This window comes from Fundidesulfovibrio soli, from assembly GCF_022808695.1.
Classification (GTDB): Bacteria; Desulfobacterota; Desulfovibrionia; order Desulfovibrionales; family Desulfovibrionaceae; genus Fundidesulfovibrio; species Fundidesulfovibrio soli.
This window is the reverse complement of record NZ_JAKZKW010000011.1, coordinates 1-25,588: the sequence shown is the minus strand read 5'-3', so window position 1 is coordinate 25,588 and position 25,588 is coordinate 1. Positions and strand designations below refer to the sequence as shown.

Sequence of the window (25,588 nt, the reverse complement as noted above, 5' to 3'; positions counted from 1 at the left end):
CTTGCCGGGCCGTCATTTACCGGACGGCGGGTAGTTGGTGCGGCAGAAGCGGACGCACCAGTCGTTCCCGGCGTCCACAACCGGGCCGCAGCCACCGTAGGCGTACTGCCGTGTGAGGATGGCGTAGGATTTCTGGCATCCGGCCATGCAGGATTCCTGGTTGGCCACCTCGGCTTCGAGCATGGTGGCGTAGGCCTCGCATACCTGAATGGAGTCGCAGTCGCTGAATCGGCCCGTGCTGGTCTGGTAGCAGTTGCCCCTGAATTCGGAGATGGTCAGGGGGGTCGTGGCCAGGCAGCCGGCGGTGGCGGCAAGCACCGTCAGCAGCGCGCAGAGCGACAGAGTACGCATGGGATTTTTCCTCCTTGGGCGCCTGACAGGGCCCGACAAGGCATGAATACACGTGCGCCCGCGGAAAGCAACATCCCCGGCGGAGCCTCAGCGCACCGGCACCCCGCGGGAAGAGAACGAGATGCCTTGCTGTGAGCTGGTGCCGATCATCACGGCCTCGGCCAGGGGTTGGCTCACCGGGGCGTCGGCCTCCCAGCGCACCAGGAAGTTGGCTCCGGATCCCCCGGAGCGGTCCCGCTCGGCCACGATGGCCTCCCAGGTCATCATGGGGCCGAGCGTCGCCTTTTCCGTCAGGTAGGAGCGCACAAGCCCGCCGTTGGTGTCGTAGTAGTCCACGGAGACGAGCCGGAGGGGGCGCTCGGGGTCCGTGTTGCGGATGGAGAGCGTTACCGTCAGGTCCAGTGGCAGGTTCTTCATGCCGTGGTAGATGTGGGAGTAGCAGGGCACGTAGATGGCCTGGGCGGCCGGCGTCTGGGCGCGGGCCGGGGCGTGCGCCAGCGCCGCGAGCAGGAGTGCGCAGAGAAGTGTGCGAAGGGCCGTGGGCAGCATGGGGCCTCCTTGCCGTTGTGATGGCGGCTTCCGACGCCGGGCACGGATTCAATAGCGTTCCCGGGCGGGTCCATGCAACGTGGAAGTGCGATGTAACCGATCCCGGGCTGGAGGGCACTATCACATCGAACGCGTTCGCATCGAATCACTCTCGGAGGTTATCGCAATGAAACATTTCGCAGCAGCACTGGCGGTCGTGGCCGCGCTGGCCGTGTCGGCCTACGCGGCGCAGGACGCCCCGCAGATGCCGCCGCATCCGGGCGGAGGCTTCATGCACGACGGCGGGCGCGGCATAATCAAGATGTCGGAGGAGCTTGGCCTCTCCGCGGAGCAGAAGCGCTCCGTGGCCCAGATCCTCAAGGAAAGCCGCGAACAGGGCAAGGCCCTGCGCGAATCCATGCGCAAGGCCATGGACGGCATGCACGCCGTGATGGATTCCGCCCCCGGCGACGAGACCGCGGTGCGCAAGGCCGCCCAGGTCGTGTCCAAGGCCGGGGAGGAGCTTGCGGTGCACGCGGGCAAGGTCAAGGCCCGAATCGACGGGGTGCTCACCCAGGAGCAGAAGGTCAAGCTGGCCCAGCTCAAGCAGGAGCGCAAAGACAAGTTCAAGGATAGTTTCCAGGACAAGGGCAGGAAGCTCGACGAGTGGATCGACCAGACCCTGAAGTCCTGATCGGCTGAGGCGGCAACAAGCAAGACCCCGCCGGGCGACACCTCCCGGCGGGGTTCTTTTTTTACTTTCCGGCGCGGCTTTCAGCCCGTGGGGTGCAGGGGGAGGCGGATGGCGAAGCGGGTGCCCGCCCCGGGGGCCGAGTCCACCTCGATGCTGCCCTTGTGGTTGTCCACGATGATGAAATAGGAGACCGAAAGCCCCAGGCCCGTGCCTTCGCCCGTGCCCTTGGTGGTGAAGAAAGGCTCGAACACGCGCTTGCGAACGGCTTCGGGCATGCCCGGGCCGTTGTCGGCCACCTCCAGCACGACGCCATCCCCTTCCCTGTGCGCCCGGAGGTCGATGCGTGGCTCGCGACCGTTCTCCCGTGCCGCGTTCATGGCCTGGGCGGCGTTCCTGAGCAGGTTCATGAGCACTTGCTCGATCTGGGTGGAGGTGCAGGGCACGGGAGGCAGGCCCTCTTCGATGTCGGTGTGGATGCTGATCTTGCGGAAGTCGTACTTTTTCTTCAGGTCGTAGTCGTTGGAGCAGAACTCCACGGCCTTGGCGAACAGTTCGCCCACGGGCACCGGAGACTTGGAGGACTCGGCCTTGCGGCTGAACTCCAGCATGTGGGCCACGATGCGCGCGGCCCTGCGCCCGGCTTCCTCGATGCCTTCGAGCATCCGGGGGATGCTGCGCTTCTCCAGGTAGTCCCGCAGGGGAGCCATGGCGCAGCCGGTGGCCTCGGCGGCGGCGATGTTGGCCGAAGTTTCGGAGAAGAGGCGCATCCTGAGCACCTGGGCGCTCTGCAGGATGGCCGAGAGCGGGTTGTTGATCTCATGAGCCATTCCCGCTGCCAGCCCGCCGATGCTCATCATCTTCTCGGTCTGGACCATGAGCTCGTTCATGCGCTTGCGTTCGGTGATGTCGATGCCGATGCCGGTGAAGTAGTTCTTGCCTTCCATGGTCAGCGGCACGGCGGTGAACAGGAAGAGCCTCTTGGAGCCGTCCTTGCACTGCAGGTTGCCCTCGGCCTCGGAGTAGCCGTCCACGGGGATGCGCGCCACGGCGGCGGTGATGTTCGCGATCTCTTCTGGGTCGTCCTTGTACCAGTCGAAGAGGGTCATGCGGGCCAGCTCCTCGTCCGAGTAGCCGGTGAGCTCGGAGTGCTTCCTGTTCCAGCGCACCAGGCGGCCCTGGTCGTCGTAGACGTAGAGAAGCCCCGGAATGCTGTCCATGACGGCCTCGGAGAATGCCTTCTCCCGCAGCATGGCCTCCTGGGCCTGTCTTCGGTCGGAGATGTCGCGTCCGGAGACGATCAGGCGGTCCTGCTGGCCGAAGCGGGCTATCCGGCAGGAGACCTCCATCCAGAAAAGCTCGCCCGAGCGCTTGCGCGCGCGCCATTCCAGGGTCTGGGTCTGGCCCTTGGTGGCCTTGCGCATCACCGCCAAGGCATGGCGCTGGTCATAGGGCGGTTCGCCGGAGCTGAGCTGGCCCACGTCCAGCGCGAGCAGTTCCTCGCGGGAGTAGCCGTAGGTCTCGCAGGCCCGCTGGTTGACGTCCAACAGGGCGCCGGAGCCGGTGTCGTGCACGAAGATGCACTCGCTCACGGAGTCGAAGATGGTCTGGAGACTCTCCTCGCTCTCGCGCTGCTTGAGTGCGGCCAGGTGCTGTTCGGTGACGTCCCGGAAGAGGATCAGGATGTTCTCGCCGATGTTGGCTCCCGATATCTCCACGTGGCGAATCGAGCCGTCCTTGCATGTCACCTCGAACGGCTTGGGGGGGATATGCGCGAGGGTCATCCTGCTCCGCCAGCTTTCGTGCACATAGGCTCGGTAAGCCGGGTCGGGGTAGGCCAGGGGCCACCAGTCGTCCAGATGCGGAATGTCATCGATGGTGTAGCCGAAGGTGCTCAGGAATTTCTCGTTGAGGTATTCGACGCTTCCATCCGGACCGCAGATGGAGATGGGCAAGGGTGCCATCTCAAGCAGCCGCCGGAAGCGGCCCTCGCTGGCGCGCAAGGACCTTTCGGCGGCGCTTTTCTCCCGGATGATTTGGGCCTGGCGAAGGTTCTGGTAGGCGGATTCGGCCAGCTTGTTGGCGATGAGGTACAGGGCCCTGGCGACGGCCTGGAACCGCTCCATGGGCATGATGGGCACCTCGAAGAGGGCCTCGCGGTAGGCGTCCCTGTCGGCTCCGATGGCGTCGGCGTAGGCGAGTATGGATTCGTCGTCGGCCATGTCCACCCGCACCTGTCCGATCAGCCAGTTGGCCACGTGCATGCCGCCCACCACGATGCAGGCTCCCGCGTCCCAGAGCCCGCTGCTCAGGCAGCGGCGCACGGTTGGGCCCACCGGGTTGAACCGGCCCAGCACGGAGTCGGACTTGAAGCAGTTCAGCCGGCCTGTTTCAGTCTTGCGGATGATGTCTTTGCAGAGCCTGCAGAAGTTGCTCGGCCTGGTGAGGGGGGTGCCGCGGGTATCAGTGACAACGGAGGCCACGCCCGTAGCGAGGGCGAAGGCGTCCTGCATGGCCTGCAGCTCCTCCATGTCGAAGAGGCTGGAAAGCTCGAATTCGCAGGTGCCTGACTGGCCGTTGTGCATGTCCTTGCGCTCGCATTCCGACGGGAGCGGAAGTGTTGCGCCCGGTTTGGGCGGAAGCGTCGTGGCAGACGCGGACGCACTGAGCCGAAACGCGCCCGCGCGGGAGAAGCGGGCGTCCTGATTTGTTTTCTTTGCTTGGAAGTTACACCCCTTCCCAATTTCAGGGCAAGAACAAATGCAAAGGCTACTTTCGCGGTATGGATGGCGCGGGGGCGGGGCGCCGGCCGGCGCCCCGGGGAGGATGGTCTACATGGCGCGGGATCTGGCCCAGCTTTCAAGGTTGTTGGCGTCCAGGGCTCCGGAGATGGAGTCCACGGCGCGGCCGTTCTTGAACAGTATCAAAGTGGGAATGCTGCGGATGCCCATCTGTCCAGCCAGCACCTGTTCCGTCTCGGTGTTGACCTTGGCGGCGCGGATTTCAGGCTCCAGGCGGCGGGCCACCTCCTCGAAGGCGTTCGCCATCATCTTGCACGGGCCGCACCAGGGCGCCCAGAAGTCCACCAGCACGGGCACGTCGGATTCGAGAACGTGCTTGGGGAAGGTGGCCTCCGTGAGTTCCACGGATCTGCCGGGGAACAGGGGCTTGGAGCACTTGCCGCACACGGCCGAAAGCTCCTTGCCGGGGATGACGCGGTTCTTGGTGTGGCAGTGCGGGCATGGGACGCGGCGCGTATCGGACATGTGCGGCTCCTTGTTGTATTGGCCTGGAAAAGGAAATAATAGACGCTTTTAGCAGATTGTCGACAGGAGACGCCATGTTTTTCGTCAACCTCACGCTGCGCGCCGCGCACCGCGATCCGCAGTTGCTTACGGAGTTCCTCGCGCGCGGCGTGAACCCCGAACTGGGACTGGACCCCGTGCTCATGGACCGCGCCGGGGAGGGCTGGCACCAGGCACTGGCCGAGCGGCTGGACGCCCAGGGCCTGACCCCTTCGCTGCACCTGCCCTTCTTCGACCTGCAGCCCGGCAGCGCCGACGCCATGATCCGCGCCGCCAGCCGGGACAGGCTCGTCCGCGCCATGCAGACCGCGCGCATCTACCGGCCCGCGCACCTGGTGGGCCACGTGAAGTACGACCACCTGCTCTACATGCGCACCTACGACCAATGGCTGGAGCGCTCCGTGGAGACCTGGGAGGCCGTGATGGACGCCTGGCCGGACCACCCGCCCCTGTACCTGGAGAACACCTTCGAGCCCGAACCCTGGATGGTGGCCCGGCTGGTGGAGGCCCTGGCCGGGCGCGGGCGCAATGTGGGCATCTGCCTGGACGTGGGCCACTGGTACAGCTTCGCGGGCGGGCAGGGGCGGGGCAACCTGCTGGAGTGGCTGGAGGGCTTCGCGCCCAGGCTCTCCCATCTGCATCTGCACGACAACGACGGCTCCACGGACCAGCACAAGGGCCTGGGCCAGGGCTCCATCCCCTGGGAAACCGTATTCCCCTGGCTGGAGGCGCGCGGCCTGGAGCCCACCGTCACCTTCGAGCCCCACACCCAGGACGCCTACAAGGCCTCCATGCGCTACGTGGCCGAAAGGCCAGGCTATTTCGACCGCCTTGGCGTGAGCGCCCCGGAGCCGCTGGGAGCGTGAGGAATCCGCGACCTGGGCACGCCCATTCCGTTGGCGGATGCGTCAGCGCTTCTTGCGGCGCGTCTTGCGCTTCATGCTGAGCAGCCCCCGTTCCCCCACGGGCGCGGTGGTCCAGTTCCGGGTGATGGCCAGCACGCGCAGCCCGAAGGTGACCACGATGGCGGCCAGGGCGGCCAGCAGCGGGGGCGCGGCGGTGTGCAGGCGCAGAGGGATGTAGACCAGGCAGCCGATGAGCGCGGCGAAGGCGTAGAACTGCCCGGGTTTGAAGACCATGGGGCGCTCGCCCGTGAACAGGTCGCGCAGCACGCCGCCGCCGCAGGAGTTGACCACGCCCACCAGCACGGCCGGGGCGAAGCCCAGGCCCAGGGCGAGTGACTTCTCGACCCCCACCACGGCGTAGGCCCCCAGCGCGGCCGCGTCCACCCAGGCGATCAGCCGCTCTGAGAGCACCGCCCGGGTGCCGAAGGCCACGCCCAACACGGCCGCGGCCGCCACCACCATGAGGTAGCGGTCGTCCGAGAGCACGGCGGGCACGCCCGCATGCAGGAACACCCCGTCGCGGATGAGCGCTCCGCCCACGCCCGTGGCCAGGGCCAGCACGCACAGGCCGATGATGTCGAACTCGCGGCGGATGGCCTCGATCACGCCCGTGAGGGCCATGAGGAACACGGCGGAGAGGTCCAGGAAGATGGGGAGCTGGAATGGCTGTGCGTCCATGGAGGCCCGATACAACGAAACCGGGGTCAGGCAAAGGGGTCGGTGGACCGCGCCAGCGGGAGTTTCAGGCCGGGCCGGCCCACTTGCGGGGCGAGGGGCGGATGCGGGCATTTTCACCGGCAGGCTGGGCCGGGGTGAAAAAAGAAGCCCCCCTCCGCGCGGGAGGGGGGCTCAGACGGGGCTGACGCATGATGCGTGAGCCGGAGTGTTTTGTTGTGGGTTCGGTTGCCCGGTTGCCTGTCTCCAGGGTTTCGAAAACCATCTCGGACGTTTGGTCGCTCGGGCCTCCGGGAATCGCCTGCAGGCGGCCTTTGGAGGCTTTTTCGTCCGGCACGCCAGCCCACATGGACTGGGCGCGCTTGGTTGCTCGTTTACCTGACTCAGAGCCTGTCCGAAAAACCTGGCCGGTAGGGGTCCTCTTGGGACCTCGCCGCCCTCTCCCGCTTGGGCCGTGGAGGGCTTTTTACCGGCCTGCCCCGCCGATCGCGGCTTGGGGCTTTTGTTTACGCAGTTGCCTGATTCCAGTGCCGTCCATTCGAACCACCCGGACCTGCTGCTGTCGCCTCGACTCGTTGGGGGCGAATATTCGAGGCTCACGCTGTCCGGCTTGATCCCGCCCGAAGCGGAATCCGGTTGGTTGCCCTGTTGCCTGTCTCCAGTGCCGCGTCTTGCCGCCGTTCGGTTCGGGCCCTTGGGCGCCCGAGCCGGTCGGGCTGGATGGGCCCGGCCGGGGGCGTTCTCCGCCCGACGGCTTTGGGGCCTTGGCCCCGGCTCGAGGTGCGGCAGTGTCGGCGTTCTCCTGTTCGGGGTTGGCTGGCGCCGCATCCTCTCACTTCTGATTACAGAAAATAGTCATTGCCGTGGCGATGGCAAGAGGAAATGGCCTCAAAATTATTAATTTTGGGACATGGAAGGGCAACCGATGGAAACCGCTGATTATTCAGGGGGCTTGGTCGGCTTCCACCTTGAAGTCGGTCATGCGGACGGCCTCCAGGTCTTCCCCGGTATGGCTGGGGTCGTGGCCGGTGCGCCGCAACTCGAAACGCACGGTGAGCATCCGGTAGGGGGCGCGCCGCTCCAGAACCAGCTTGTCGAACCCGCGCGGGTCCGGGCCGGTGCTCTCAAAGGCGGCGACCCACGGTTCGTCGTCGAAGCGGCATCGCACGGTGAAGCGGTTGCCCGACAGCCGGTTGGAGAAGCCGAAATGAACCGTGACGATCTGGCCGCGGGGGTCCGCGTTGCGGTACTGGAACTCTGCGAAGCCGGTGACGCCGGGCTGGGTGGCGACCAGGATGTCCTCGAGCACGGGCATGCAGGCCAGGTTTTCAAGGGACGACACCTTGGAGAGCAGGTCCGCCGGGCGCGCCGTGAGCCAATGCCGGGCCGGGAGGGTGCCGAGCTCCTGCACGGGCGTCCGCGCCAGCGGGGCGCAGCCAGTGCCCTGGCCGGGGACGTTGACGCAGGCCGTGGCGTCCCGCGGCGTCAGGCGCTGGGCGCGTAGCGGGTTGGGGTCGCTGAAGCGGTCGAGATACCAGTTGATGGGGCTGACCACCCCGGCCTCGGGGTAGACGTAGACCTTCCCGGGGAAACCGCTGCCGGCCAGGAGGCGCGCGGCCGCCTTGGCCGTGCCGGTGTAGCTCTGCTCCTGGTAGTAGGCCGGGGCGCCGAAGCCCAGGTACAGCCAGGCCGTTGCGAAGCACAAGGCGAGCGGCGGCAGCGGGCCGGGGAGCAGGCTCAGGGTCCAGCCCAGCCACACGGCGGCCACGGGGAGCAGGAAGATGAGGTGCCAGGGGTTGAAGTAGGAGCCGTACCCCACCACCACCAGGGCCGCCAGGGGCGCGGCCAGCCAGATGGCGGACGCTTGGGCCAGGGGGCGGTCCCGGCGCAGGAGCAGGGCCAACCCCGCGAGGGCGGAGGCGGCCAGAGCCAGGCGCGCCCAGGCGATGTTCTCCCGGAAGAGCAGCTCCGACAGTTTGACGAGGCAGGTCAGGGCGAGCTGTCCCCTGTCGGCGGGCTGCTCCAGGCCCCGCTCGTGCCCGAGGGAGGCCAGCAGGAACGGAAGGTTCGCGGCCACGGGCACCAGGCAGAGCAGCCCGAAGGCCAGGACGTTCAACAGGCGCTTCGCCCGCCCGATGGAGGCGGCGAGCAGCGCGAGCCCGGCCCCGCCCGCGCACAGGAGCGCCCCGTGGTTGAGCAGCAGCGGCGGCCACAGGGCCAGGGCGGCCCAGGCGGCGTCGCGGGTTCGTTTTTCGCGGGCGTAGCGGCAGGTGAAGGAGAACGCCAGCAGGGAGAAAAAGAAGATGATCGCATAGGGCCTGAGCTGCCTCGACAGCAGCACGTGCCATGGGAGCACGGCCACGACAGCCGCCATGGACAGGCCTATCCGCGCGTTCCAGAGGCTGCGGCCCGTCCACCAGGCCAGCCATACCCCGCCCAGCCCGAAAATGAGGGAGGGCGCGCGCAGCACCGCGTCGTCGTCGCCCACGGCCAGCATGAGCTTGGTCAGGAGGTAGTAGGCGGGAGGGTGGAAGTCGGTCATCAGGGCCCGGCGGATCACCGAGTCCACGGGCAGCTTGGCGACCATGGCCACCAGGGCCTCGTCGAACCACAGCGAGGGCGTGTCGAACTGCCACAGCCGGATGAGCGCCGCGGCGGCCAGGACCAGGGCCAAACAAAAACGCTCCCTGCATACGGGAGTGCAGGGAGCGTTCAGTTGGTGCGGCACGGTACGGAACCTAGACGACCTTGTTCAGCGAATACTCGATGATGCCTTCGGCGCCGGCCTGCTTGAGCTTGGGGATCAGGTCGCGCACCACGTTCTCGGCCACCACGATCTCCACGGAGAGCCAGTCGGAATCCAGCAGGTGGGACACGGTGGGCGAGTTCAGGCTGGGCAGCTGGGCCAGCACGGCCTCCTTGGCGGCCAGGGGCACGTTCATCTTCAGGCCCACCAGCTTCTCGGCGCGCAGCGCGCCCTGGAGCATCATGATCATGTTCTCGATCTTGGCGCGCTTCCAGGGGTCGGCCCAGGCTTCCTTGTTGGCGATGAACTGGGTGTTGGTCACCAACACCTCGGCGATGATGCGCAGGCCGTGGGCCTTGATGGTGGTGCCGGTCTCGGTGACCTCCACGATGGCGTCGGCCAGGCCCTCGACCACCTTGGCCTCGGTGGCGCCCCAGGAGAACTGGACCTCCACGTCAACCCCAGCCTGGGCGAAGTAGCGGGTGGTGTAGCCCACCAGCTCGGTGGCGATGCGCTTGCCCTGCAGGTCCTCGGGGCGGCGGAAGGGGGAGTCGCCGGCCACGGCCAGCACCCAGCGCGCCGGGCGCGAGCTGACCTTGGAGTAGATCAGGTCGGTGACGACCACCACGTCGGACTGGTTCTCGAGGATCCAGTCCTTGCCGGTGAGGCCGCAATCCAGCAGGCCGCTCTCCACGTAGCGCGACATTTCCTGCGCGCGGCACATGGAGCAGGTGATCTCGTCGTCGTCTATCTCGGGGAAGTAGTTCCGGTGGTGTTCTTTGATCTTCCAGCCGGACTTCTCGAACAGTTTGATGGTGGCTTCCTGGAGGGAGCCTTTAGGAATGCCCAGTTTAAGCTTGGGGGCGGACATGCGGGTCTCCTGATGTGGATCTGGAAAAGGCGGCATACGGACGTAAATACGTCCGAAGCAGCGTTGGTAGCCGGGATCGCGGCTGTTGGCAAGCCTTGCGGGGCCTTCGCAGGTGACGTTTGCGTCACGGCGGAAAGGCCGCCGTGGCCCCGGCGGCACATGCCGTCCGGGGGGTACGACGGGCCGCGGGCGCGTTACGATCCCAGGTCCTCTCCCAGTTCGTTCATGAAGTGGTCGTCCTCGGTCCAGTCCTCGCGCACCTTGACCCACAGCTCCAGGTGCACGGGCCTGCCGGTGAGCTCCATGATCTCCTGCCGGGCCTGGGAGCCCACGTCCTTGAGCACCTTGCCGCCCTTGCCGATGACCATGCCCTTGTGGCGGTCCTTGGCGACGTAGATCACGGCGGAGACGCGCGCGCCCTTGGGGGTGTCCTTCCAGTGCTCGATGGCCACGGCCGTGTTGTAGGGCAGCTCCTGCGAGAGCTGCAGGAAGAGCTTCTCCCGGATGATCTCCGAGGCCAGGAAGCGCATGGGCGCGGTGGTCAGCTCGTCGTCGGCGTACATGGCGTCGCCCTCGGGCAGGCGGGCCGTCATCAGGCCGATCAGGCCGTCCAGGCCCTGCTTCTTGAGCGCGGACACCGGCACCACCTCCGCGCCGGGCCACTGCTCAGCCACGCGGGAGATCACCGGCAGCAGCAGGCCCTTGTCCGAGACGGCGTCGGTCTTGTTGAGCGCCACGATCACGGGCAGGCCGGAGCGCTCCACCGGGCGGGAGAGCATCTTCAGGTCGCTCTCCAGCACGTCGGGCTTGCGGGCGTGGTGCGCGGCGTCGAGCACCACCACGATGGCCTGGGCCTGCGCCAGGGACTGCCAGGCCGCCTCCACCAGGCGGCTGTTCAGGCGCGAGCCGCGCGGGATGTGCACGCCGGGGGTGTCCAGCAGGACGATCTGGGCGTCGTCAGTGGTCAGGATGCCAGCAAGCTGGTTGCGGGTGGTCTGGGGTTTGGGGCTGACGATGGCCAGCTTCTGCCCGAGAAGGGCGTTCAATAACGTGGACTTGCCCGCATTGGGGGGTCCGATCAGGACGACGTAGCCGAAGCGGTGGGCGCTCATGTTTCTTGCTCCATATACATGAAAAGGGGTTGCCGGGAGCCCGCGCCCCCTTGCCTTAGCGGTTGACGATGGCTATAGCCGCCCTGTCATGGCGAAAGACCTCATAATTGTCGAGTCCCCGGCCAAGGTGAAAACCATCAAGAAGTTCCTCGGAGAAAAATTCTACGTGGAAGCTTCGGTGGGGCACGTGCGCGATCTGCCCCAGAAGAAGCTCGGCGTAGACGAATCCAAGGGCTTCGAACCCCAGTACGGAGTGATCCCCGGCAAGCAGAAGGTCGTGGACCAGTTGCAGAAGGTCGCCGCCAAGGCCGGGACCGTCTTCCTGGCCCCCGACCCCGACCGCGAGGGCGAGGCCATCGCCTGGCACATGGCGGAGCTCCTCAAGGAGACCAACCCCAACATCGAGCGCATCCAGTTCAACGAGATCACGGCCAAGGCCGTGCGCGAAGCCCTGGAGCACCCGCGCGAGATCAACGAGAAGCTCTTCCAGTCCCAGCAGGCCCGGCGCATCCTGGACCGGCTGGTGGGCTACAAGATTTCCCCCCTGCTCTGGCGCAAGGTGCGCAAGGGCATCAGCGCCGGGCGCGTGCAGTCCGTGGCGCTGCGCATCGTGGTGGACCGCGAGAAGGAGCGCCTGGCCTTCAAGCCCGAGGAGTACTGGCTGTTCAAGGCCCGCCTGGAAGGCGACGCGCCCCCGCCCTTCGAGGCCGACCTGGCCAAGATCGGCGGCAAGAAGGCCCACGTGGGCAGCGCCGACGCCGCCCAGGCCCTCGACGCCGAGCTCAATGGCAAGCCCTTCGTGGTGCGCGAGGTGGCCGAGAAGGAGCGCTCCAAGCAGCCCCCGGCCCCGTTCATCACCTCCACGCTGCAACAGGCCGCCAACCAGCGCCTGGGCTACGCCGCCAAGAAGACCATGGGCGCGGCCCAGAAGCTCTACGAAGGCGTGGACCTGGGCGAACGCGGCACCACGGCGCTCATCACCTACATGCGTACCGACTCCACGCGCATCGCCGACGAGGCCCGCGACGCCGCCAAGGCCTACATCGTCGACACGCTGGGCAAGGAATACTACCCCGCAAAGGCCCGGGTCTTCAAGACCAAGGCCGGCGCCCAGGACGCCCACGAAGCCATACGGCCCATCGACGTGGCCATCACCCCGCGCGACGTGGCCGGGCTTCTGCCCAAGGACCAGTACCAGGTCTACAAGCTGGTCTGGGAGCGCTTCGTGGCCTCCCAGATGGCCGCGGCCCGCTTCTGGGACACCTCGGCCGCCATCGAGTGCGGCCCGGCCGAGTTCAAGGCCAAGGGCGAGCGCCTGATCTTCCCCGGCTTCCTCAAGGTCTACGGCCAGGACGCCGAGGACGAGTCCGGGGCCTCCAAGGCCCTGCCGCCGCTGGCCAAGGGGCAGGAGCTCAAGCTCCTGGAGCTCAAGCGCGAACAGAAATTCACCCAGCCGCCCCCGCGCTACACCGAAGCCTCCCTGGTGCGCGAGCTGGAGGAGAAGGGCATCGGACGCCCCTCCACCTACGCGGCCATCATCTCCACCCTGCTGGACCGAGACTACGCCCGCCTGGAGGAGAAGCACTTCGCCCCCACCGAGCTCGGCGTCACCGTGTCCGACCAGCTCACCGCGCACTTCCAGACCGTCATGGACGTGGGCTTCACCGCCGGCATGGAGGAGGCCCTGGACCAGGTGGCCGAGGGCGGCAAGGACTGGCGCGCCCTGCTCACCGAGTTCGCCTCCGGCTTCAACGCCGACCTGGACAAGGCCTCCAAGGACATGGCCAACGAGGACACCGGCCTGGCCTGCCCCGAGTGCGGCAAGGCGCTCAAGGCCAAGTTCGGCCGCTCCGGCCCGTTCCTGGCCTGCGCGGGCTATCCCGAGTGCAAGTTCACCTCCAACTTCACCAAGGACGAGACCGGAGCCTACCAGCTGGCCGAGAAGATCGCCAACGCGGACAGCGGCCTGGTCTGCCCCAGCTGCGGCAAGCCCATGCTGGTGAAGTTCGGCAAGCGCGGGCCGTTCCTGGCCTGCGCGGGCTACCCCGACTGCAGCACCACGGCCAACTTCACGCGGGATGAATCCGGCAAGTACCAGTTCGTCGAGACCCCGGAGCAGATGGTGCCCGAGGTCGTTGGCTCCTGCCCGGAATGCGGCAAGGACGTCCTGCTCAAGAAGACCCGCACCGGCAGCCGCTTCTATTCCTGCTCGGGCTACCCCAAGTGCAAGTACTCCAAGCCGTTCACCACTGGCGTGGCCTGCCCCCGCGAGGGCTGCAACGGCGAGCTGGTGGAGAAGAGCTCGCGTTACGGCAAGCTGTTCTACTCCTGCTCCAACTACCCCAACTGCGACATGGCCGTGTGGGACTGGCCCGTGGTGGAGCCCTGCCCGCAGTGCGCCTCGCCCATCCTGGTGAAGAAGACCACCAAGACCCACGGCGAACATCTGGCCTGCCCGGTCAAGACCTGCAAGTACCGAAAGCTTCAGCAATAGGCGCACGCGGCGGCCCTCCGGCGACGGAGGGCCGCTTTTTTGACCGCCGCACACGGCGCGGCCGGAGAGACAGATGAGCGAACAGCCCGGGACCACCCTGGCCGCCGAGAGAGCGGCCCCCTCCAAGAACCTGCTGCGGGAATACTGCGCGGCCCTGGGCTGGGCCCTGGTGCTGGCCTTGGTGATCCGAACGGCCGTGATCCAGACCTTCGAGATCCCCTCCGGCTCCATGCTGGAGACCCTGCAGATCGGGGACTACCTGGTGGCCAACAAGTTCGTCTACGGCGTGCGTGTGCCCTTCACCGCCCACCGCCTGCCCGGCCTGCGCGACCCCAAGCCCGGGGACGTGATCATCTTCGAGTTCCCGCAGGACACCAGCCAGGACTACATCAAGCGCGTGGTGGGCGCGCCCGGGGACCTGGTGGAGGTGCGCGACAAGCGGGTGTACGTCAACGGCGCGCTCCGCGAGTTCCCCGGCGAGAACCACCGCGACAAGAACGTGCTGCCCGCCTACATGGGCCCGCGCGACAACTTCGGCCCCGTGAAGGTGCCCCAAGACGCCTACTTCGTCATGGGCGACAACCGCGACGAATCCTACGACAGCCGCTTCTGGGGCTTCGTGCCCATGGCCAACGTCAAGGGCCAGGCCATGATCAAGTATTTCTCCCGCGAGCCGGGCACGATGAAGGTCCGCTGGGGCAGCATCGGGCAGATGATCGACTGAGTTCCCGAGGGGGCGCCGCAACCAGGCCCCGACATCCCCCTGGGGACATCGCCTGGTGACTCCAACTGGACAGCGCGCGGGGCGTCGCGTAGCAATGTCGGGTCGCCGGGCGAAGGCCGGATAAGGCCAACATGCCGCGAGCACGGTTGTTTTCGACCGTGTCGATGATGATTCGACCCTCAAGGAGTTGGTCATGGATACAGCATCGACACGGCCCACGGCCGCCCGGCCTCACCCCCCGGTTCCCCTTCGCCAGTTCCGGCTTCCCCTCCGCCTCGCCGCCCTCGGCGTCCTGCTCCTCGCGCTCATCCCGGTGCAGGCCTCGGCCTTGCGCTTCGTGACCATGGGCGATTCGCGCGGCTATACGGTGGACGCCCCCCTCAACACCGCCGTGCTGGCCCAGGTGAACCAGCGGATCAAGGCCCTGAGCCCGGCGCCCGAGTTCCTCGTGTTCCTCGGGGACTTGTCCTACCGGGCCAACATCCCGGTGGACGGCCACGACCACTACACCTACAAGACCTGGCTGGACTTCATGCGCGCCCCGTCCACCGGCCTGCCCGCCTCGCTGCCGCTCTACATGGTCATCGGCAACCACGAACTCTACGACGAAGGCCTGGCTCCCCACGCGGAGGCATCCATCACCCTCGCCTGCCAGCAAGCCTACCAAAATTTCATCCAGACCAACGCCTCGTCCACGTTCATGCCTAACGTCACCAGCCTGAACGACAACTACAAGAACCTCGCCTATTCCTTCACCTCGGAAGACGGCAAGTCGCTCTTCGTGGTCCTGGACGGCTTCTACATAGCCACCGGCCCGACGCAGCCCTATGACGGGGCGGGCGCACTGAACCAGACCCAGCGGGACTATCTCCAGACCACGCTCTCGCAAAGCAGCGCCAAGACCAAGTTCGTGTTCGTGCACAACCCCGCATTCGGCCCCTCCACCCAGCCCACGACGGCCTGCGTCGCTTCCAGCATGTGCGAGTTCTGGAAGATCGTGAATGACAACAAGGCGACGGCCGTGTTCAACGGCCACGATCATCTGTTCTCCAGGGTGCTCGTGAATTCCGGCTTCAACGGCGCGAATCCCGGCTACAGCTTCACGAAATCGATCCCCCAGGTCATAGCGGGAACCTGCGGGGCGCCCATCTCGGGCACCTACGACGAACCGGGCAAGCCCCCCCTCGCGGCCAGTTGGAACGGGAAGCTGCAGTTCAATTATTCCGTGGTGGACGTGGACGATTCAGGGCCACAGGCGAAGGTGACCATCAACTCCTATTGCGGGGACGGGTCCGGAAGCTGGAGCCTGTGCGACCGCTACACCAACGCCCCCGTCACGGTCGCGCCCGCCGACTCGCTCCTGCTGCGGAGCGGAGGGCAGGGCCAGTGAGCGCCGCGCCCGCCCCGGGTTCCGCGCGCAACCGGTTCGTCCGGCTCCTGGCGGTCTGCGCCCTGCTGTTCGCCCTGGCTCCTGTGGACGCCCAGGCCCTGCGCTTCGTGGTCATGGGCGATTCGCGCGGCCGCGACGCCGTTGATCTCGTGAACACGGCGGTCCTGGCCCAGGTGAACCAGCGCATCAAGAGTTTGAGCCCGGCACCGGAATTCCTCGTGTTCCTGGGGGACATGTCCGCCCGGGCCAAGGTCCCGTCCGGCGGGGGCGAGGCGTACACCTACCAGCCCTGGCTGGACTTCATGCGCGCGCCCGACACAGGGCTGCCCGCCTCGCTGCCGCTCTACCTGGTGGTGGGCAACCACGAGCTGTACGACGAGCGCGCCAGCGCCACGCGCCCCACGGGCGTGCTGACCTGCGAATGCCAGAGGGACTATCAAGGCTTCATCCGGGCCAACGCCTCGGCCACGTTCATGCCCAAGACAGCCAGCCTGAACGCTGACTACGAGAGTCTCGCCTATTCCTTCACCGCGGATGGCGGGAAGTCGCTCTTCGTGGCGCTTGACGGCTACTTCGTGGGCGACTGCCCCAGCGTGCCCTACGTCGGGGCGGGCTCCCTTGACCGGGCCCAGCTGGACTACCTCAAGGCGACCCTTGAGCAAAGCAGCGCCAAGACCAAGTTCGTGTTCATGCACAACCCGGCCTTCAGGCCCTCCGAAAACGCCGCCACCGCCTGCGGCTCGCCCAGCATGTGCGAGTTCTGGAAGATCGTCGACGAGCACAAGGCCACGGCCGTGTTCAACGGCCACGTCCACCTGTATTCCCGGGTAGAGGTCGACGCGGGCTTTAGCGTCGGCAATCCGGGCTACGAATTCAGGAATTCCGTCCCCCAGATCATCGCCGGAACCTGCGGCGCCCCCATCAGCAAAGCCTCGGCCGGGAAGGGGGACAAGGACGCCGCGCCGAACTGGAACGTGAAGACGCTCTACAACTATTCCGTGGTCGACGTGGACGGCTCGGGGCCAACGGCGAAGCTGCTCGTGCAGACCTACTGCAGCGACGGCGCGAGCGCTTGGAGCCTGTGCGACACGTATTCGAAGTAGCTTCGTAGCGCCTGTGCCGGGTGGAAGGCGGAGCCGCAGGCGCGCCCAGGGACAACTGCAACGGCTTGCCCCCGAGGACGCGTTCCCGGTGCGCTCCCGACGCGAGAACCACGGTTGATCGCCCGTGGGGTGCTGTTATTTCCTCTCTCCGCTCTGCACCGACCACAAGCCCGCGTACACGCCCTTCAGCGCCAGCAGCTCCTCATGGCGCCCACGCTCCACGATGACCCCGTCCACCATGACGATGATCAGGTCGCTCTGGCGCACGGTTGAGAGCCTGTGCGCCACGGCCAGGGTCATCCTGTTCTCGCGGAAGGCGTGCAGGTTCTCCTGGATGACCTCCTCGGTGCGGGTGTCCACGGCCGAGGTGGCCTCGTCGAGCACCAGCACGTCCGGGTCGCGCAGCACGGCCCGCGCCAATGAGATGCGCTGGCGCTGCCCGCCCGAGAGCTTGATCCCGCCTTCGCCGATGGCCGTGTCGAAGCCCTGGGGCAGGGCCTCGATGAACTCCAGGGCCCCGGCGATGCGCGCGGCCTCGCGCAGCTGCGCGTCCGTGGCGTCCGCCGCGCCCAGGCAGATGTTCTGGGCCACGCTGCCCGTGAACAGGAAGGCCTCCTGCGAGACGTAGCCCAGGCGGCGGCGCAGGCTATTCAGGGTGAAGCCGCGCTGGTCGCGGCCGTTCAGCGTGATCACTCCGGATTCCGGCTCCAGGTGGCGCAGCAGAAGCTTGACCAGGGTGGACTTGCCCGCCCCCGTGGGCCCCACCACGCCCACCACCTTGCCGCGTTCCAGCTCGAAGCTGACGCCCTTGAGCACGGGATCGCGGTCCGGGTAGGAGAAGCGCACGTCCTCGAAGGCGAGGGTGCGCGGGGTCTCCTCCAGGGGCACGGCCCCGGGCAGGTCCGCGATGGCCGGGGCCAGTGAGAGCACGCCCCAGATGCGCCCGGCCGAGGCCTCGGAGCGCTGGAACTGGTTGATGAGCATGCCGAACACGAACAGCGGCAGCACCAGGCGCGTGGCCAGCAGGATGAAGGTGGCGTAGTCGCCCACGGTGGGGCCGTTGCCTGTGAGCGTCAGCCAGCCGCCCCCCGCGATGAGCAGGGCGAAGGCCACGCCCGCCACCGCGTAGAGGATGGGCACGAAGCGCGCCCTGGCCAGGGAGGCCCCGATGGCCTCGTCCCGGTAGTGCGCGGACTGCTCCGCCACCCGGGCGGACTGCTCGGCCTCGGCCGTGAAGGCCTGGATCACGCCCATGCCGCGCAGGTTGTTGCCGATGATGCCCGCCACCTGGCCCACGGCCTGGCGCGCCAGGCGGTAGCGCGGCCGGATGTTCGTGGAGAAGGTGCGCACCGCCGCGAATGCGAAGGGCATGGGGGCCATGAGCAAAAGGGCCAGACGCCAGTCGATCCAGAAGAGCACCGCGAAGGTGCCCACGAAGGTGATGATCAGCCGTATGGTGGAGGTGGTGGCGTCGGAGAGGAAGTTCTCCAGGGTGTCCACGTCGGAGGAGACGATGTTCAGGAGGTCGCCGGACTGGCGCTCCTCGAAAAAGTGCATATCCTGGCGCTGGAGGTGGTCGTAGAGGGCCACGCGCAGGTCGTGGCGCACCTGCTGGGCCAGGGCGTCCAGGGTGTAGTCCGACACGGACTGGAACACGGCCAGCAGCACGAAGGAGAGGAGCACCGCCAGCCCGTAGTAGACCAGGGTGTCCGCGCCGGGTGCGGCGCCGTCCTTGGCGGCGGTGATGGCGTCCACGGCCTTGCCCACGATGACCATGGGCACCAGGTCGCAGGAGCGCGCCAGAATATTGGCGGCGATGCCGAACAGATAGCGGTTTCGGTACGGAGCCACGAAGGGCCAGAGACGAAGAAGGGTCCAACTTGATGGGATGCGCATCAAGGGAGTATACGCCAACCCCTCACGGAGGAAAACCTATGAACGACCGGTATGTCTGCCTGCTCTGCGGCTACACCTACGATCCCAAGCGCGGCGACTCCAAAGGGGGCATCGCCCCCGGCACCCCCGGGGACAAGCTCCCCCCGGAGTGGACCTGCCCCGGGTGCGGCGGCCCGCAACGCAATTTCGCCAAGCGCGACGACTAGCGGGGACGCGACGCGAAGCCTGATGGGAGTCCAGAGGGACGAAGTCCCTTTGGCCGCCGGAGGCTATGCCGTCTCCTCTTGTTTCTTCTCCTTGGGCGCGCTGGGGTTGCGGGCCTCGCAGGGCGTGCCGGTCTGGCACAGGCCGCAGCTGTTGACCCTGAACCCAAGCTGGTCGCTCTCCACGAAGGGTCCGGTGACGCCCCGGATGTAGTCCTTGCATTTGCGCTTGTCGTGGCCGTTTTCGGTGATGGCTCCGGCGGGGCAGCGCTTGATGCAGGCCTTGCACACCCCCTTGGAGACGCGCAGGCACCACTCGTTATGCGCCGCGTAGGCGCGCGGCGTGGGTTCAAGCTCGATGCGGGCCACCACGGAACCCAGGCGCACGGCCTTTCCCAGGGGGGTTATCAGCCCGTCGCAGTGACCGAAGGTGCCCAGGCCGCAGACGTGCGCGGTGTGCCGCTCCGACCACATGGAGGCGAAGCCGTGGCGCGGCGACATGGCCCGGCCCCAGGCGGGCAGCATCACGGGCGCCACCGCGTTGACGCCCCGGCGCTCCAGCAGCTCGACCATGAACAGCCGCAGCCCCCGGTTGACCATCTCACCGAAGTGGCGGGCGCGGCTCCACTCGATGCTGGGCATGGGCCCGGCCTTGCGCTGGGCGGCTCGGGTGTGCGCCGTCTGGGGCAGCACCCAGGAGATCACGGAGAGTTCAGCCGGGTCGGGGGCCTCCTCGGGGAAGGCCTTGCGGTAGGCGTCCAGGGGGGTCCAGTAGAATTCGGGGCCGATGTCGGCCTTGATGCGCTCGAAGAGCGGGTCCGCGCCCGAGGCGCAGCCCAGCAGCGGGGTGTCGAAGGCCGGCAGGTCCGACCCGGGCTCGATGGAGTTGTTGGACCTGTCGTCCATCCAGGCCGCTACGTTCAGGACGATGTCTCGCATGGCGCACTCCTTGTCTGGGAAAATCAGTACGCCTTGCCGCAGGCAATTCAAGCCCCGGCGCGGGGTCGCGCCCCATTTTCCAACGCTTCCGAATGTGGTAGGCATCAGCCATGCAAGACGCCATGACCCCGAGACAACGCCTGGACGCCGTGCGGGAGCGCATCGCCCGGGCCTGCGCCAGGTGCGGGCGCAAACCGGCGGAGGTCACGCTGGTGGCCGTCTCCAAGACGCACCCCGCCGAGGACGTGCTGGCCCTGCACGCGGCCGGGCAGGACCTCTTCGGGGAGTCCTACGTGCAGGAGGCCCTGCCCAAGATGGCGGAGCTTGCGGGCCAAGCACGCGAAGGCCGGACGCTGGCCTGGCACTTCATCGGCCGGTTGCAGAAGAACAAGGTGAAATACATCGCAGGGAAGTTCGCCCTGCTCCACACCATCGACAGCCTTGAATTGGCATCGATTGTGCATAAAAAATCCGCGGCGTTGGGCCTGGTCCAGCCGGTGCTCCTGCAGGTCAACCTGGCCCACGAGGAGCAGAAGGCCGGTTGCGAGCCGGGGGACGCCGAGGGGCTGGCCCGGGCCATCATGGGCATGGAAGGGCTCAGGCTCGACGGCCTGATGCTCATGCCCCCCTGGGACCCGGACCCCGAGGCCAACAGGGGCCTCTTCGCCCAGGCGCGCCAGCTGCGCGACACCCTGGCCCGGAACCTGGGCCTGGCCCTGCCGGAGCTCTCCATGGGCATGTCCCACGATGTGGAGCAGGCCGTGGAAGAGGGCGCGACCCTGGTGCGCGTGGGAACGGACCTTTTCGGGCAACGTCCCTGCGCCCGATGACAGCAGCTTGACTGGCACACTCTCAAGGAGCCGCACATGGCCAAGATCGAAGAAGGCGAAGAGCAGCCCAAAAAGAAGAAAAGCAAGCTGCTGCTCATCATCATCCTGGTGGTGATCCTCGGCGGCTTGGGCGCCGCCGGGTATTTCTACGTCTATCCGAAGTACTTCAAGGCCCAGCCCGCAACGGAAGAGGGGCAAGCCGAGGGCGAAAAGAAGGAAGAGAAGAAGGACGAGAAAAAGGCCGAAAAGAAAGAAGAAAAGAAAGAAGAGAAGAAGGAAGAAAAGAAAGAGGGCGGAAAGAAGGACGAGAAGAAGCCCCCCGTGGGCTTGCAGAACGTCGTCACCAACCTGGCCGACTCCGGCGGCAGGCGTTACGTGCGCCTCTCCGTGGAGTTCGACTTCAAGGACTCAGAGGCCCAGGCAGAGTTCGAGGAGAAGTACCAGGCCCGCATCAAGGACGCCGTGCTCACGCTGCTGTGGTCCAAAACCTCGGAGGACCTCTCCTCCGTGGACGGCATGATCGCCTTCCGGAGCGAATTGCAGGCCCGGGTGAACCAGATCATGGGCCAGGGCAAAGTGAAACAGGTGTTCATCACCGACCGCGTGATCCAATAGGGAACGGCCATGAGCAAGATTCTCAGCCAGGACGAGGTCGATACCCTCCTGCGCGGCCTCACCGGCGGCGAGCTGGAGGCCGAGACGGACATCCTGGAGGACGACTCGGGCATAGTGCCCTTCGACCTCTCCAACCAGGACCGCATCATCCGCGGGCGCATGCCCGTTCTGGAGATCATCAACGACCGCTTCTCCCGGCTGGCCACCAACGCCATGGCCAACGCCATGCGCAAGCGCGTGGACGTGAACCCCATCTCCATCGACATGTCAAAGTTCGGGGATTTCATGCGCTCCCTGCCGGTGCCGACCTCCATCAACATCTTCAAGCTCGACCCGTTGCGCGGCAACGCCATCCTCGTGGTGGACTCGCGCCTGGTGTTCGCCCTGGTGGAGAACTTCTTCGGCGGGGCCGGCTCCCAGCCCAAGGTGGAGGGCCGCGACTTCACGCCCATCGAGCAGGCCATCATCTCCAAGGTGGTCAAGATCGCCCTGGCCAACCTGGAGGACGCCTGGCGGCCCGTGCACGAGGTGCACATCGAGCTGGTGCGCTCCGAGATCAACCCCCAGTTCGCGGCCATCGTGCCGCCTTCGGACGTGGTGGTGGTCGTGACTTTCGAGGTGGAGCTGGAGAACGCCATCGGCTCCATGGTGGCCTGCCTGCCCTACGCCACCATCGAGCCCATCCGCTCCAAGCTGTACGCGTCCTTCCAGTCCGAGCGCCTGGAAGTGGACCACGCCTGGATCAGCCGCTTCAAGGAGCGCCTGATGGAGACCCCGGTGGAGCTCAAGGTGGAGTTCGGCACCACGCAGCTTTCCGGCAGGCAGCTGCTCTCCCTCAAGGAGGGGGACATCCTGCTGCTCAACACCGACGTGGAGGCCCTGCTCAAGGCCGAAGTGCAGGGCGTGAGGAAGTTCTGGGGCATCCCCGGCACGGTGAAATCGAACAAAGCCTTCCAGGTTCTCCGGGAAGAGGAAACGCATTTCTAAGCGGAGGAGGCTCCGATGGCCGACGATGTAGATCAAGACCAGCTGGCCGCAGAATGGGCCGCAGCCCTGGAGGAGACCGACAGTTCCAACGGCGCGCTGGACCCCTTTGAGCAGGCCCTGGGCGCGGCGGGCGGAGGCGGCGGCGACGCGGCCCTGGCCGAGCAGTGGGCCTCGGCCCTGGCGGGCGACGAGGAGGTCTCGGTCAAGAACGAGCGGGCCCAGGCCCAGCTGGCCTCCAAGAGCCGCGAGGCCACCTTCAAGGACATGACCCAGGAGTCCAAGGCCCCCCGGCCCGAAACCGGGAGGCGCGACCTGGACTTCATCCTGGACATCCCCCTGGACGTCTCGGCGGAGCTGGGGCGCACCAAGCTGCTCATCAACGAGCTTCTCCAGCTCGGCCAGGGCTCCGTCATCGAGCTGAACAAGCTGGCCGGCGAGCCGCTGGAGATCTACGTCAACGGCAAGCTGGTGGCGCGGGGCGAGGCGGTGGTCATCAACGAGAAGTTCGGCGTGCGCCTCACCGACATCATCAGCCCCATCGAGCGGGTGAAACAGCTTGGCTGACGCGGCCGAGACGATCTCCACGGTCCACCAGGTCAGCCTGGGGGGCACGGTGCTGCAGATGGCCCTGGCCCTGGCGCTCATCCTGGGCATCATCCTGCTGGGGTACTGGATGCTGCGCCGCTTCGGGCCGCGCCTGGGCCTCGGCGCCATGGCCAGGCCCCACGGCCTGCGCCTGGAGGGGCACATGGGCCTGGGGCCCCGCAAGTCGCTCATGGTGGTGCGCTTCGCGGGCAAGCTGTTGCTCCTTGGCGTCACCGACAACAGCATCAACCTGCTCTCGCAAACGGACTGCACCGATGAAAGCACGGATTTCAAGACCGCTCTTGACGACGCTCGCCAGCGTCCTGGCGACGCTGGGCCTGGCGACACTGGCGCTGGCGGCTGAGCCGACCCTCACGCTCAACCTGGCGGGGGGGCAGCCGCAGCCGGAAAAGGTCAGCCTGCTGCTGGAGATCCTCTTCCTGCTCACGGTGCTCTCGCTGGCGCCCTCCATCGTCTTGTGCGTCACCTCCTTCACGCGCATCATCGTGGTGTTCTCCTTTCTGCGCCAGGCCATGGGCACGGGTCAGATGCCGCCCAACCAGATACTGGCCAGCCTGGCCATCTTCATGACCGTGGTCATCATGTACCCCACGGGCAAGCAGATCTACGACGAGGCCCTGAACCCCTACATGGAGGAGCGCATGGGCTTCAACGAGGCCCTCAAGAAGGCCGAGGCCCCGCTGCGCGAGTTCCTGTTCAAGCACACCCGGGAGAAGGACCTCTCCATCTTCTACACCATCACCAAGATGGAGCAGCCCAAGACCAAGCAGGACGTGCCCACCATGATGCTGGCCGCCGGGTACATGATCAGCGAGCTCAAGACCGGCTTCACCATCGGTTTCCTGGTGTACATCCCCTTCCTGGTGCTGGACATGGTGGTATCGAGCGTGCTCCTGGCCATGGGCATGATGATGCTGCCCCCGGCCATGGTCTCCATGCCGTTCAAGCTGCTGCTCTTCGTCATGGTGGATGGCTGGGCCCTGATGACGGCCTCGCTGGTCAACAGCTTCAGCTAGGCCGCCTGTAGCAATTTTTATCGCCGGAGCACGCCGTGACGCCCGAAACAGTCATCACCCTGGCCCGCTCGGCCATCGAGACCACCCTGATGCTCTCGCTGCCGCTTTTGGCAGTGAGCCTCATCGTGGGCGTGGTGCTCTCCGTGTTCCAGGCCGCCACCCAGATCCAGGAGACCACGCTCACCTTCGTGCCCAAGTTGGTCGCCATGTTCATCACGCTCATCATCGCCTTTCCATGGCTCATGGACACCATGCTCGCCTTCACGCGGGACCTGATCCTGGCCATCCCGCAGTACATCCGCTGATCCGGTTCGCTGAGAGCGCGCCTTGCATGGTTGCCACGTTTCAGGCGCGGTGAACCGTAACGGGGCCAGCCGTGGCCGAGACAATCGGCAGCCCTCCGGCGGCCAGGGGCGCCGCCCCTGGACCCCGCGAGAGGGAGTTCCTCCCTCTCGACTCCCATATCGCTTCGCGTTCATGGCGCATATTCCGGCTTGCCCCGCCCAATCGCAGGGTCCGGGGGGATCATCCCCCTGGCGGGTGCAGGGCGGAGCCCCTTTCGCCTTCACCCCCCTCCGGCCTGCGGATTGCCTCAACGGACTACAGTATGGTGGATGCATCCACTCGGTATTGTAGCGATTTTCCGATGGACGCCAAACATGCAAACCGCTACCGTCAGGCTGCGGGTCTGAGCACGGCCCGCGACGCTCACACGAGGGGGAACCATGCAGTCACTGTTGCTACGGTCCTTGATGGTCTTGGCGGCCCTGGCCCTTCCGATTCTTTCCTCTCCCGGCCACGGTCGCGCCCAAGTCCTCGGGCCGGACCCCTACTTCCCCAGCCAGGCGGCCACGCTGGAGGCCCTGACGCTCCTGCCCGCGCCCCCGCAGCCCGGCACGGCCAACCAGGCCGCCAACGTGCAGCTCTTGAACATCGTCAGCAGCACGGCCACCCCGCAGATGGTGGCGGCGGCCCAGTGGGACGCCAACCCCTCGGTGTTCGATTTCTCCCAGGTGTTGGGGCCGAACTTCTCGGCGGAGAAGCTGCCCGTGACCAACACCTTCTTCAACAAAGTCATCATCAACATCGAAAACACGAACATAAACCTGGACAAGCTCTACCACAGCCAGGGACCGGTGAGCCCGGACTCCTACCCCAGCGCGCACACCCTGCTGGGTTTTGTGGACGGCGTCATCCTGGCCGACATGGTGCCCGAGAAGAAGGACCAGCTGCTGACCTACGGCGTGCAGTTCGGCCTGAACCGCCTGATCCTGGGGGCGCACTGGCCCACCGATGTCACCGCCGGGCAGATGGAGGCCGCGCTCCTGCTGCCCGCGCTGTACGCCAGCCCGCAGTTCCAGAGCGACTTCGCCCAGGCCAAGACCGAGGTGCGGGCGCAACTGGGGCTCAAGTAGAACCGGCTTAAGAAGCCTCCGGCGGCCAAAGGGCCTTCGGCCCCCTGGACACCCGTTCCGCTTCGCACTCTACCCGGTTCCCCATGCCCTGGTTCGCCGCCGTGAGACGAGTTGTCTCCCTGGCCGGGCAGCGGGGGGCGGCGCATGACGATATTCTTCCGATATGTCGGCTTGCGCCGCCCCCCG

General features: G+C 66.6%; 25 protein-coding genes. 15 read left to right on the top strand and 10 right to left on the bottom strand.

Annotated features, from left to right (window positions below):
• Positions 1–12 precede the first annotated feature (12 nt).
• Positions 13–351: a hypothetical protein gene (locus MLE18_RS10860; RefSeq protein WP_243438824.1), complete on the bottom strand. Its 339-nt coding sequence runs from the start codon at positions 349–351 to the stop codon at positions 13–15.
• 87 nt (positions 352–438) lie between these two features.
• Complete coding sequence (locus MLE18_RS10855; protein WP_243438823.1) at positions 439–900, bottom strand: DUF3124 domain-containing protein; 462 nt, start codon at positions 898–900, stop codon at positions 439–441.
• 166 nt (positions 901–1,066) lie between these two features.
• Between MLE18_RS10855 and MLE18_RS10850 the strand changes: the two genes are divergently transcribed.
• Positions 1,067–1,573, top strand: coding sequence for a Spy/CpxP family protein refolding chaperone (locus MLE18_RS10850; RefSeq protein WP_243438822.1), 507 nt, complete (start codon positions 1,067–1,069; stop codon positions 1,571–1,573).
• Between the two features lie 80 nt (positions 1,574–1,653).
• Here the strand turns inward: MLE18_RS10850 and MLE18_RS10845 are convergent, their stop codons facing one another.
• On the bottom strand, positions 1,654–4,155 hold the full coding sequence (locus tag MLE18_RS10845; RefSeq protein ID WP_243438821.1) for a PocR ligand-binding domain-containing protein: 2,502 nt from the start codon (positions 4,153–4,155) through the stop codon (positions 1,654–1,656).
• Between the two features lie 246 nt (positions 4,156–4,401).
• Complete coding sequence (gene trxC / locus MLE18_RS10840; RefSeq protein ID WP_243438820.1) at positions 4,402–4,836, bottom strand: thioredoxin TrxC; 435 nt, start codon at positions 4,834–4,836, stop codon at positions 4,402–4,404.
• Between the two features lie 74 nt (positions 4,837–4,910).
• Here trxC and MLE18_RS10835 point away from each other — a divergent pair, with 74 nt between their 5' ends.
• The gene (locus MLE18_RS10835; RefSeq protein ID WP_243438819.1) at positions 4,911–5,741 is read left to right on the top strand and encodes a sugar phosphate isomerase/epimerase family protein; all 831 of its coding nucleotides are present in this window, start codon (positions 4,911–4,913) and stop codon (positions 5,739–5,741) included.
• 42 nt (positions 5,742–5,783) lie between these two features.
• On the opposite strand, the gene MLE18_RS10830 is transcribed toward MLE18_RS10835, so the two are convergent.
• The 4 genes from MLE18_RS10830 to era all read right to left on the bottom strand — a co-directional run bounded on the left by MLE18_RS10830 (position 5,784) and on the right by era (position 11,184).
• On the bottom strand, positions 5,784–6,458 hold the full coding sequence (locus tag MLE18_RS10830; RefSeq protein ID WP_243438818.1) for a trimeric intracellular cation channel family protein: 675 nt from the start codon (positions 6,456–6,458) through the stop codon (positions 5,784–5,786).
• Positions 6,459–7,398: 940 nt separating this feature from the next.
• On the bottom strand, positions 7,399–9,129 hold the full coding sequence (locus tag MLE18_RS10825; RefSeq protein WP_243438817.1) for a glycosyltransferase family 39 protein: 1,731 nt from the start codon (positions 9,127–9,129) through the stop codon (positions 7,399–7,401).
• Between the two features lie 64 nt (positions 9,130–9,193).
• Positions 9,194–10,072, bottom strand: coding sequence for an ATP phosphoribosyltransferase (gene hisG, locus MLE18_RS10820; RefSeq protein WP_243438816.1), 879 nt, complete (start codon positions 10,070–10,072; stop codon positions 9,194–9,196).
• Between the two features lie 194 nt (positions 10,073–10,266).
• The gene (era, locus tag MLE18_RS10815) at positions 10,267–11,184 is read right to left on the bottom strand and encodes a GTPase Era (RefSeq protein ID WP_243438815.1); all 918 of its coding nucleotides are present in this window, start codon (positions 11,182–11,184) and stop codon (positions 10,267–10,269) included.
• 88 nt (positions 11,185–11,272) lie between these two features.
• On the opposite strand from era, the gene topA reads away from it, so the two are divergent.
• The 4 genes from topA (at position 11,273) to MLE18_RS10795 (ending at position 16,895) form a co-directional block, all read left to right on the top strand.
• Positions 11,273–13,678 (top strand): type I DNA topoisomerase, encoded by a 2,406-nt coding sequence (gene topA, locus MLE18_RS10810; protein ID WP_243438814.1) that lies wholly within the window; start codon positions 11,273–11,275, stop codon positions 13,676–13,678.
• Positions 13,679–13,751: 73 nt separating this feature from the next.
• Complete coding sequence (gene lepB / locus MLE18_RS10805) at positions 13,752–14,402, top strand: signal peptidase I (RefSeq protein WP_243438813.1); 651 nt, start codon at positions 13,752–13,754, stop codon at positions 14,400–14,402.
• A 193-nt stretch (positions 14,403–14,595) separates the two neighbouring features.
• Positions 14,596–15,792 (top strand): metallophosphoesterase family protein, encoded by a 1,197-nt coding sequence (locus MLE18_RS10800; RefSeq protein ID WP_243438812.1) that lies wholly within the window; start codon positions 14,596–14,598, stop codon positions 15,790–15,792.
• Positions 15,789–16,895, top strand: a complete 1,107-nt coding sequence (locus MLE18_RS10795) for a metallophosphoesterase family protein (protein ID WP_243438811.1) — start codon at positions 15,789–15,791, stop codon at positions 16,893–16,895. Before MLE18_RS10800 ends, MLE18_RS10795 begins: the two co-directional genes overlap by 4 nt.
• Before the next feature lie 135 nt (positions 16,896–17,030).
• Here the strand turns inward: MLE18_RS10795 and MLE18_RS10790 are convergent, their stop codons facing one another.
• Positions 17,031–18,746: an ABC transporter ATP-binding protein gene (locus MLE18_RS10790; protein WP_336605574.1), complete on the bottom strand. Its 1,716-nt coding sequence runs from the start codon at positions 18,744–18,746 to the stop codon at positions 17,031–17,033.
• 83 nt (positions 18,747–18,829) lie between these two features.
• Here MLE18_RS10790 and MLE18_RS10785 point away from each other — a divergent pair, with 83 nt between their 5' ends.
• Positions 18,830–18,997, top strand: a complete 168-nt coding sequence (locus MLE18_RS10785) for a rubredoxin (RefSeq protein ID WP_243438809.1) — start codon at positions 18,830–18,832, stop codon at positions 18,995–18,997.
• Positions 18,998–19,060: 63 nt separating this feature from the next.
• Here the strand turns inward: MLE18_RS10785 and MLE18_RS10780 are convergent, their stop codons facing one another.
• Positions 19,061–19,933 carry a 4Fe-4S ferredoxin gene (locus MLE18_RS10780; protein ID WP_243438808.1) on the bottom strand — a complete coding sequence of 291 codons (873 nt, stop codon included), beginning with the start codon at positions 19,931–19,933 and terminating at the stop codon, positions 19,061–19,063.
• 110 nt (positions 19,934–20,043) lie between these two features.
• Between MLE18_RS10780 and MLE18_RS10775 the strand changes: the two genes are divergently transcribed.
• The 8 genes from MLE18_RS10775 to MLE18_RS10740 all read left to right on the top strand — a co-directional run bounded on the left by MLE18_RS10775 (position 20,044) and on the right by MLE18_RS10740 (position 25,402).
• On the top strand, positions 20,044–20,763 hold the full coding sequence (locus tag MLE18_RS10775) for a YggS family pyridoxal phosphate-dependent enzyme (protein WP_243438807.1): 720 nt from the start codon (positions 20,044–20,046) through the stop codon (positions 20,761–20,763).
• Between the two features lie 36 nt (positions 20,764–20,799).
• A complete protein-coding gene (locus MLE18_RS10770) occupies positions 20,800–21,378 on the top strand; it encodes a flagellar basal body-associated FliL family protein (protein ID WP_243438806.1) in 579 nt (192 codons plus the stop codon).
• Between the two features lie 9 nt (positions 21,379–21,387).
• Positions 21,388–22,365: a flagellar motor switch protein FliM gene (gene fliM / locus MLE18_RS10765; protein ID WP_243438805.1), complete on the top strand. Its 978-nt coding sequence runs from the start codon at positions 21,388–21,390 to the stop codon at positions 22,363–22,365.
• Between the two features lie 15 nt (positions 22,366–22,380).
• Positions 22,381–22,929: a flagellar motor switch protein FliN gene (fliN, locus tag MLE18_RS10760; protein WP_243438804.1), complete on the top strand. Its 549-nt coding sequence runs from the start codon at positions 22,381–22,383 to the stop codon at positions 22,927–22,929.
• Positions 22,922–23,314: a flagellar biosynthetic protein FliO gene (gene fliO / locus MLE18_RS10755; RefSeq protein WP_243438803.1), complete on the top strand. Its 393-nt coding sequence runs from the start codon at positions 22,922–22,924 to the stop codon at positions 23,312–23,314. The genes fliN and fliO overlap by 8 nt, the downstream gene beginning before the upstream one ends.
• The gene (gene fliP, locus MLE18_RS10750; RefSeq protein ID WP_243438802.1) at positions 23,226–23,987 is read left to right on the top strand and encodes a flagellar type III secretion system pore protein FliP; all 762 of its coding nucleotides are present in this window, start codon (positions 23,226–23,228) and stop codon (positions 23,985–23,987) included. Before fliO ends, fliP begins: the two co-directional genes overlap by 89 nt.
• Positions 23,988–24,022: 35 nt before the next feature.
• Positions 24,023–24,292: a flagellar biosynthesis protein FliQ gene (gene fliQ, locus MLE18_RS10745; protein WP_336605573.1), complete on the top strand. Its 270-nt coding sequence runs from the start codon at positions 24,023–24,025 to the stop codon at positions 24,290–24,292.
• A gap of 420 nt (positions 24,293–24,712) precedes the next feature.
• Positions 24,713–25,402: a phosphatase PAP2 family protein gene (locus MLE18_RS10740; protein ID WP_243438801.1), complete on the top strand. Its 690-nt coding sequence runs from the start codon at positions 24,713–24,715 to the stop codon at positions 25,400–25,402.
• The last annotated feature ends 186 nt before the right edge of the window (positions 25,403–25,588 follow it).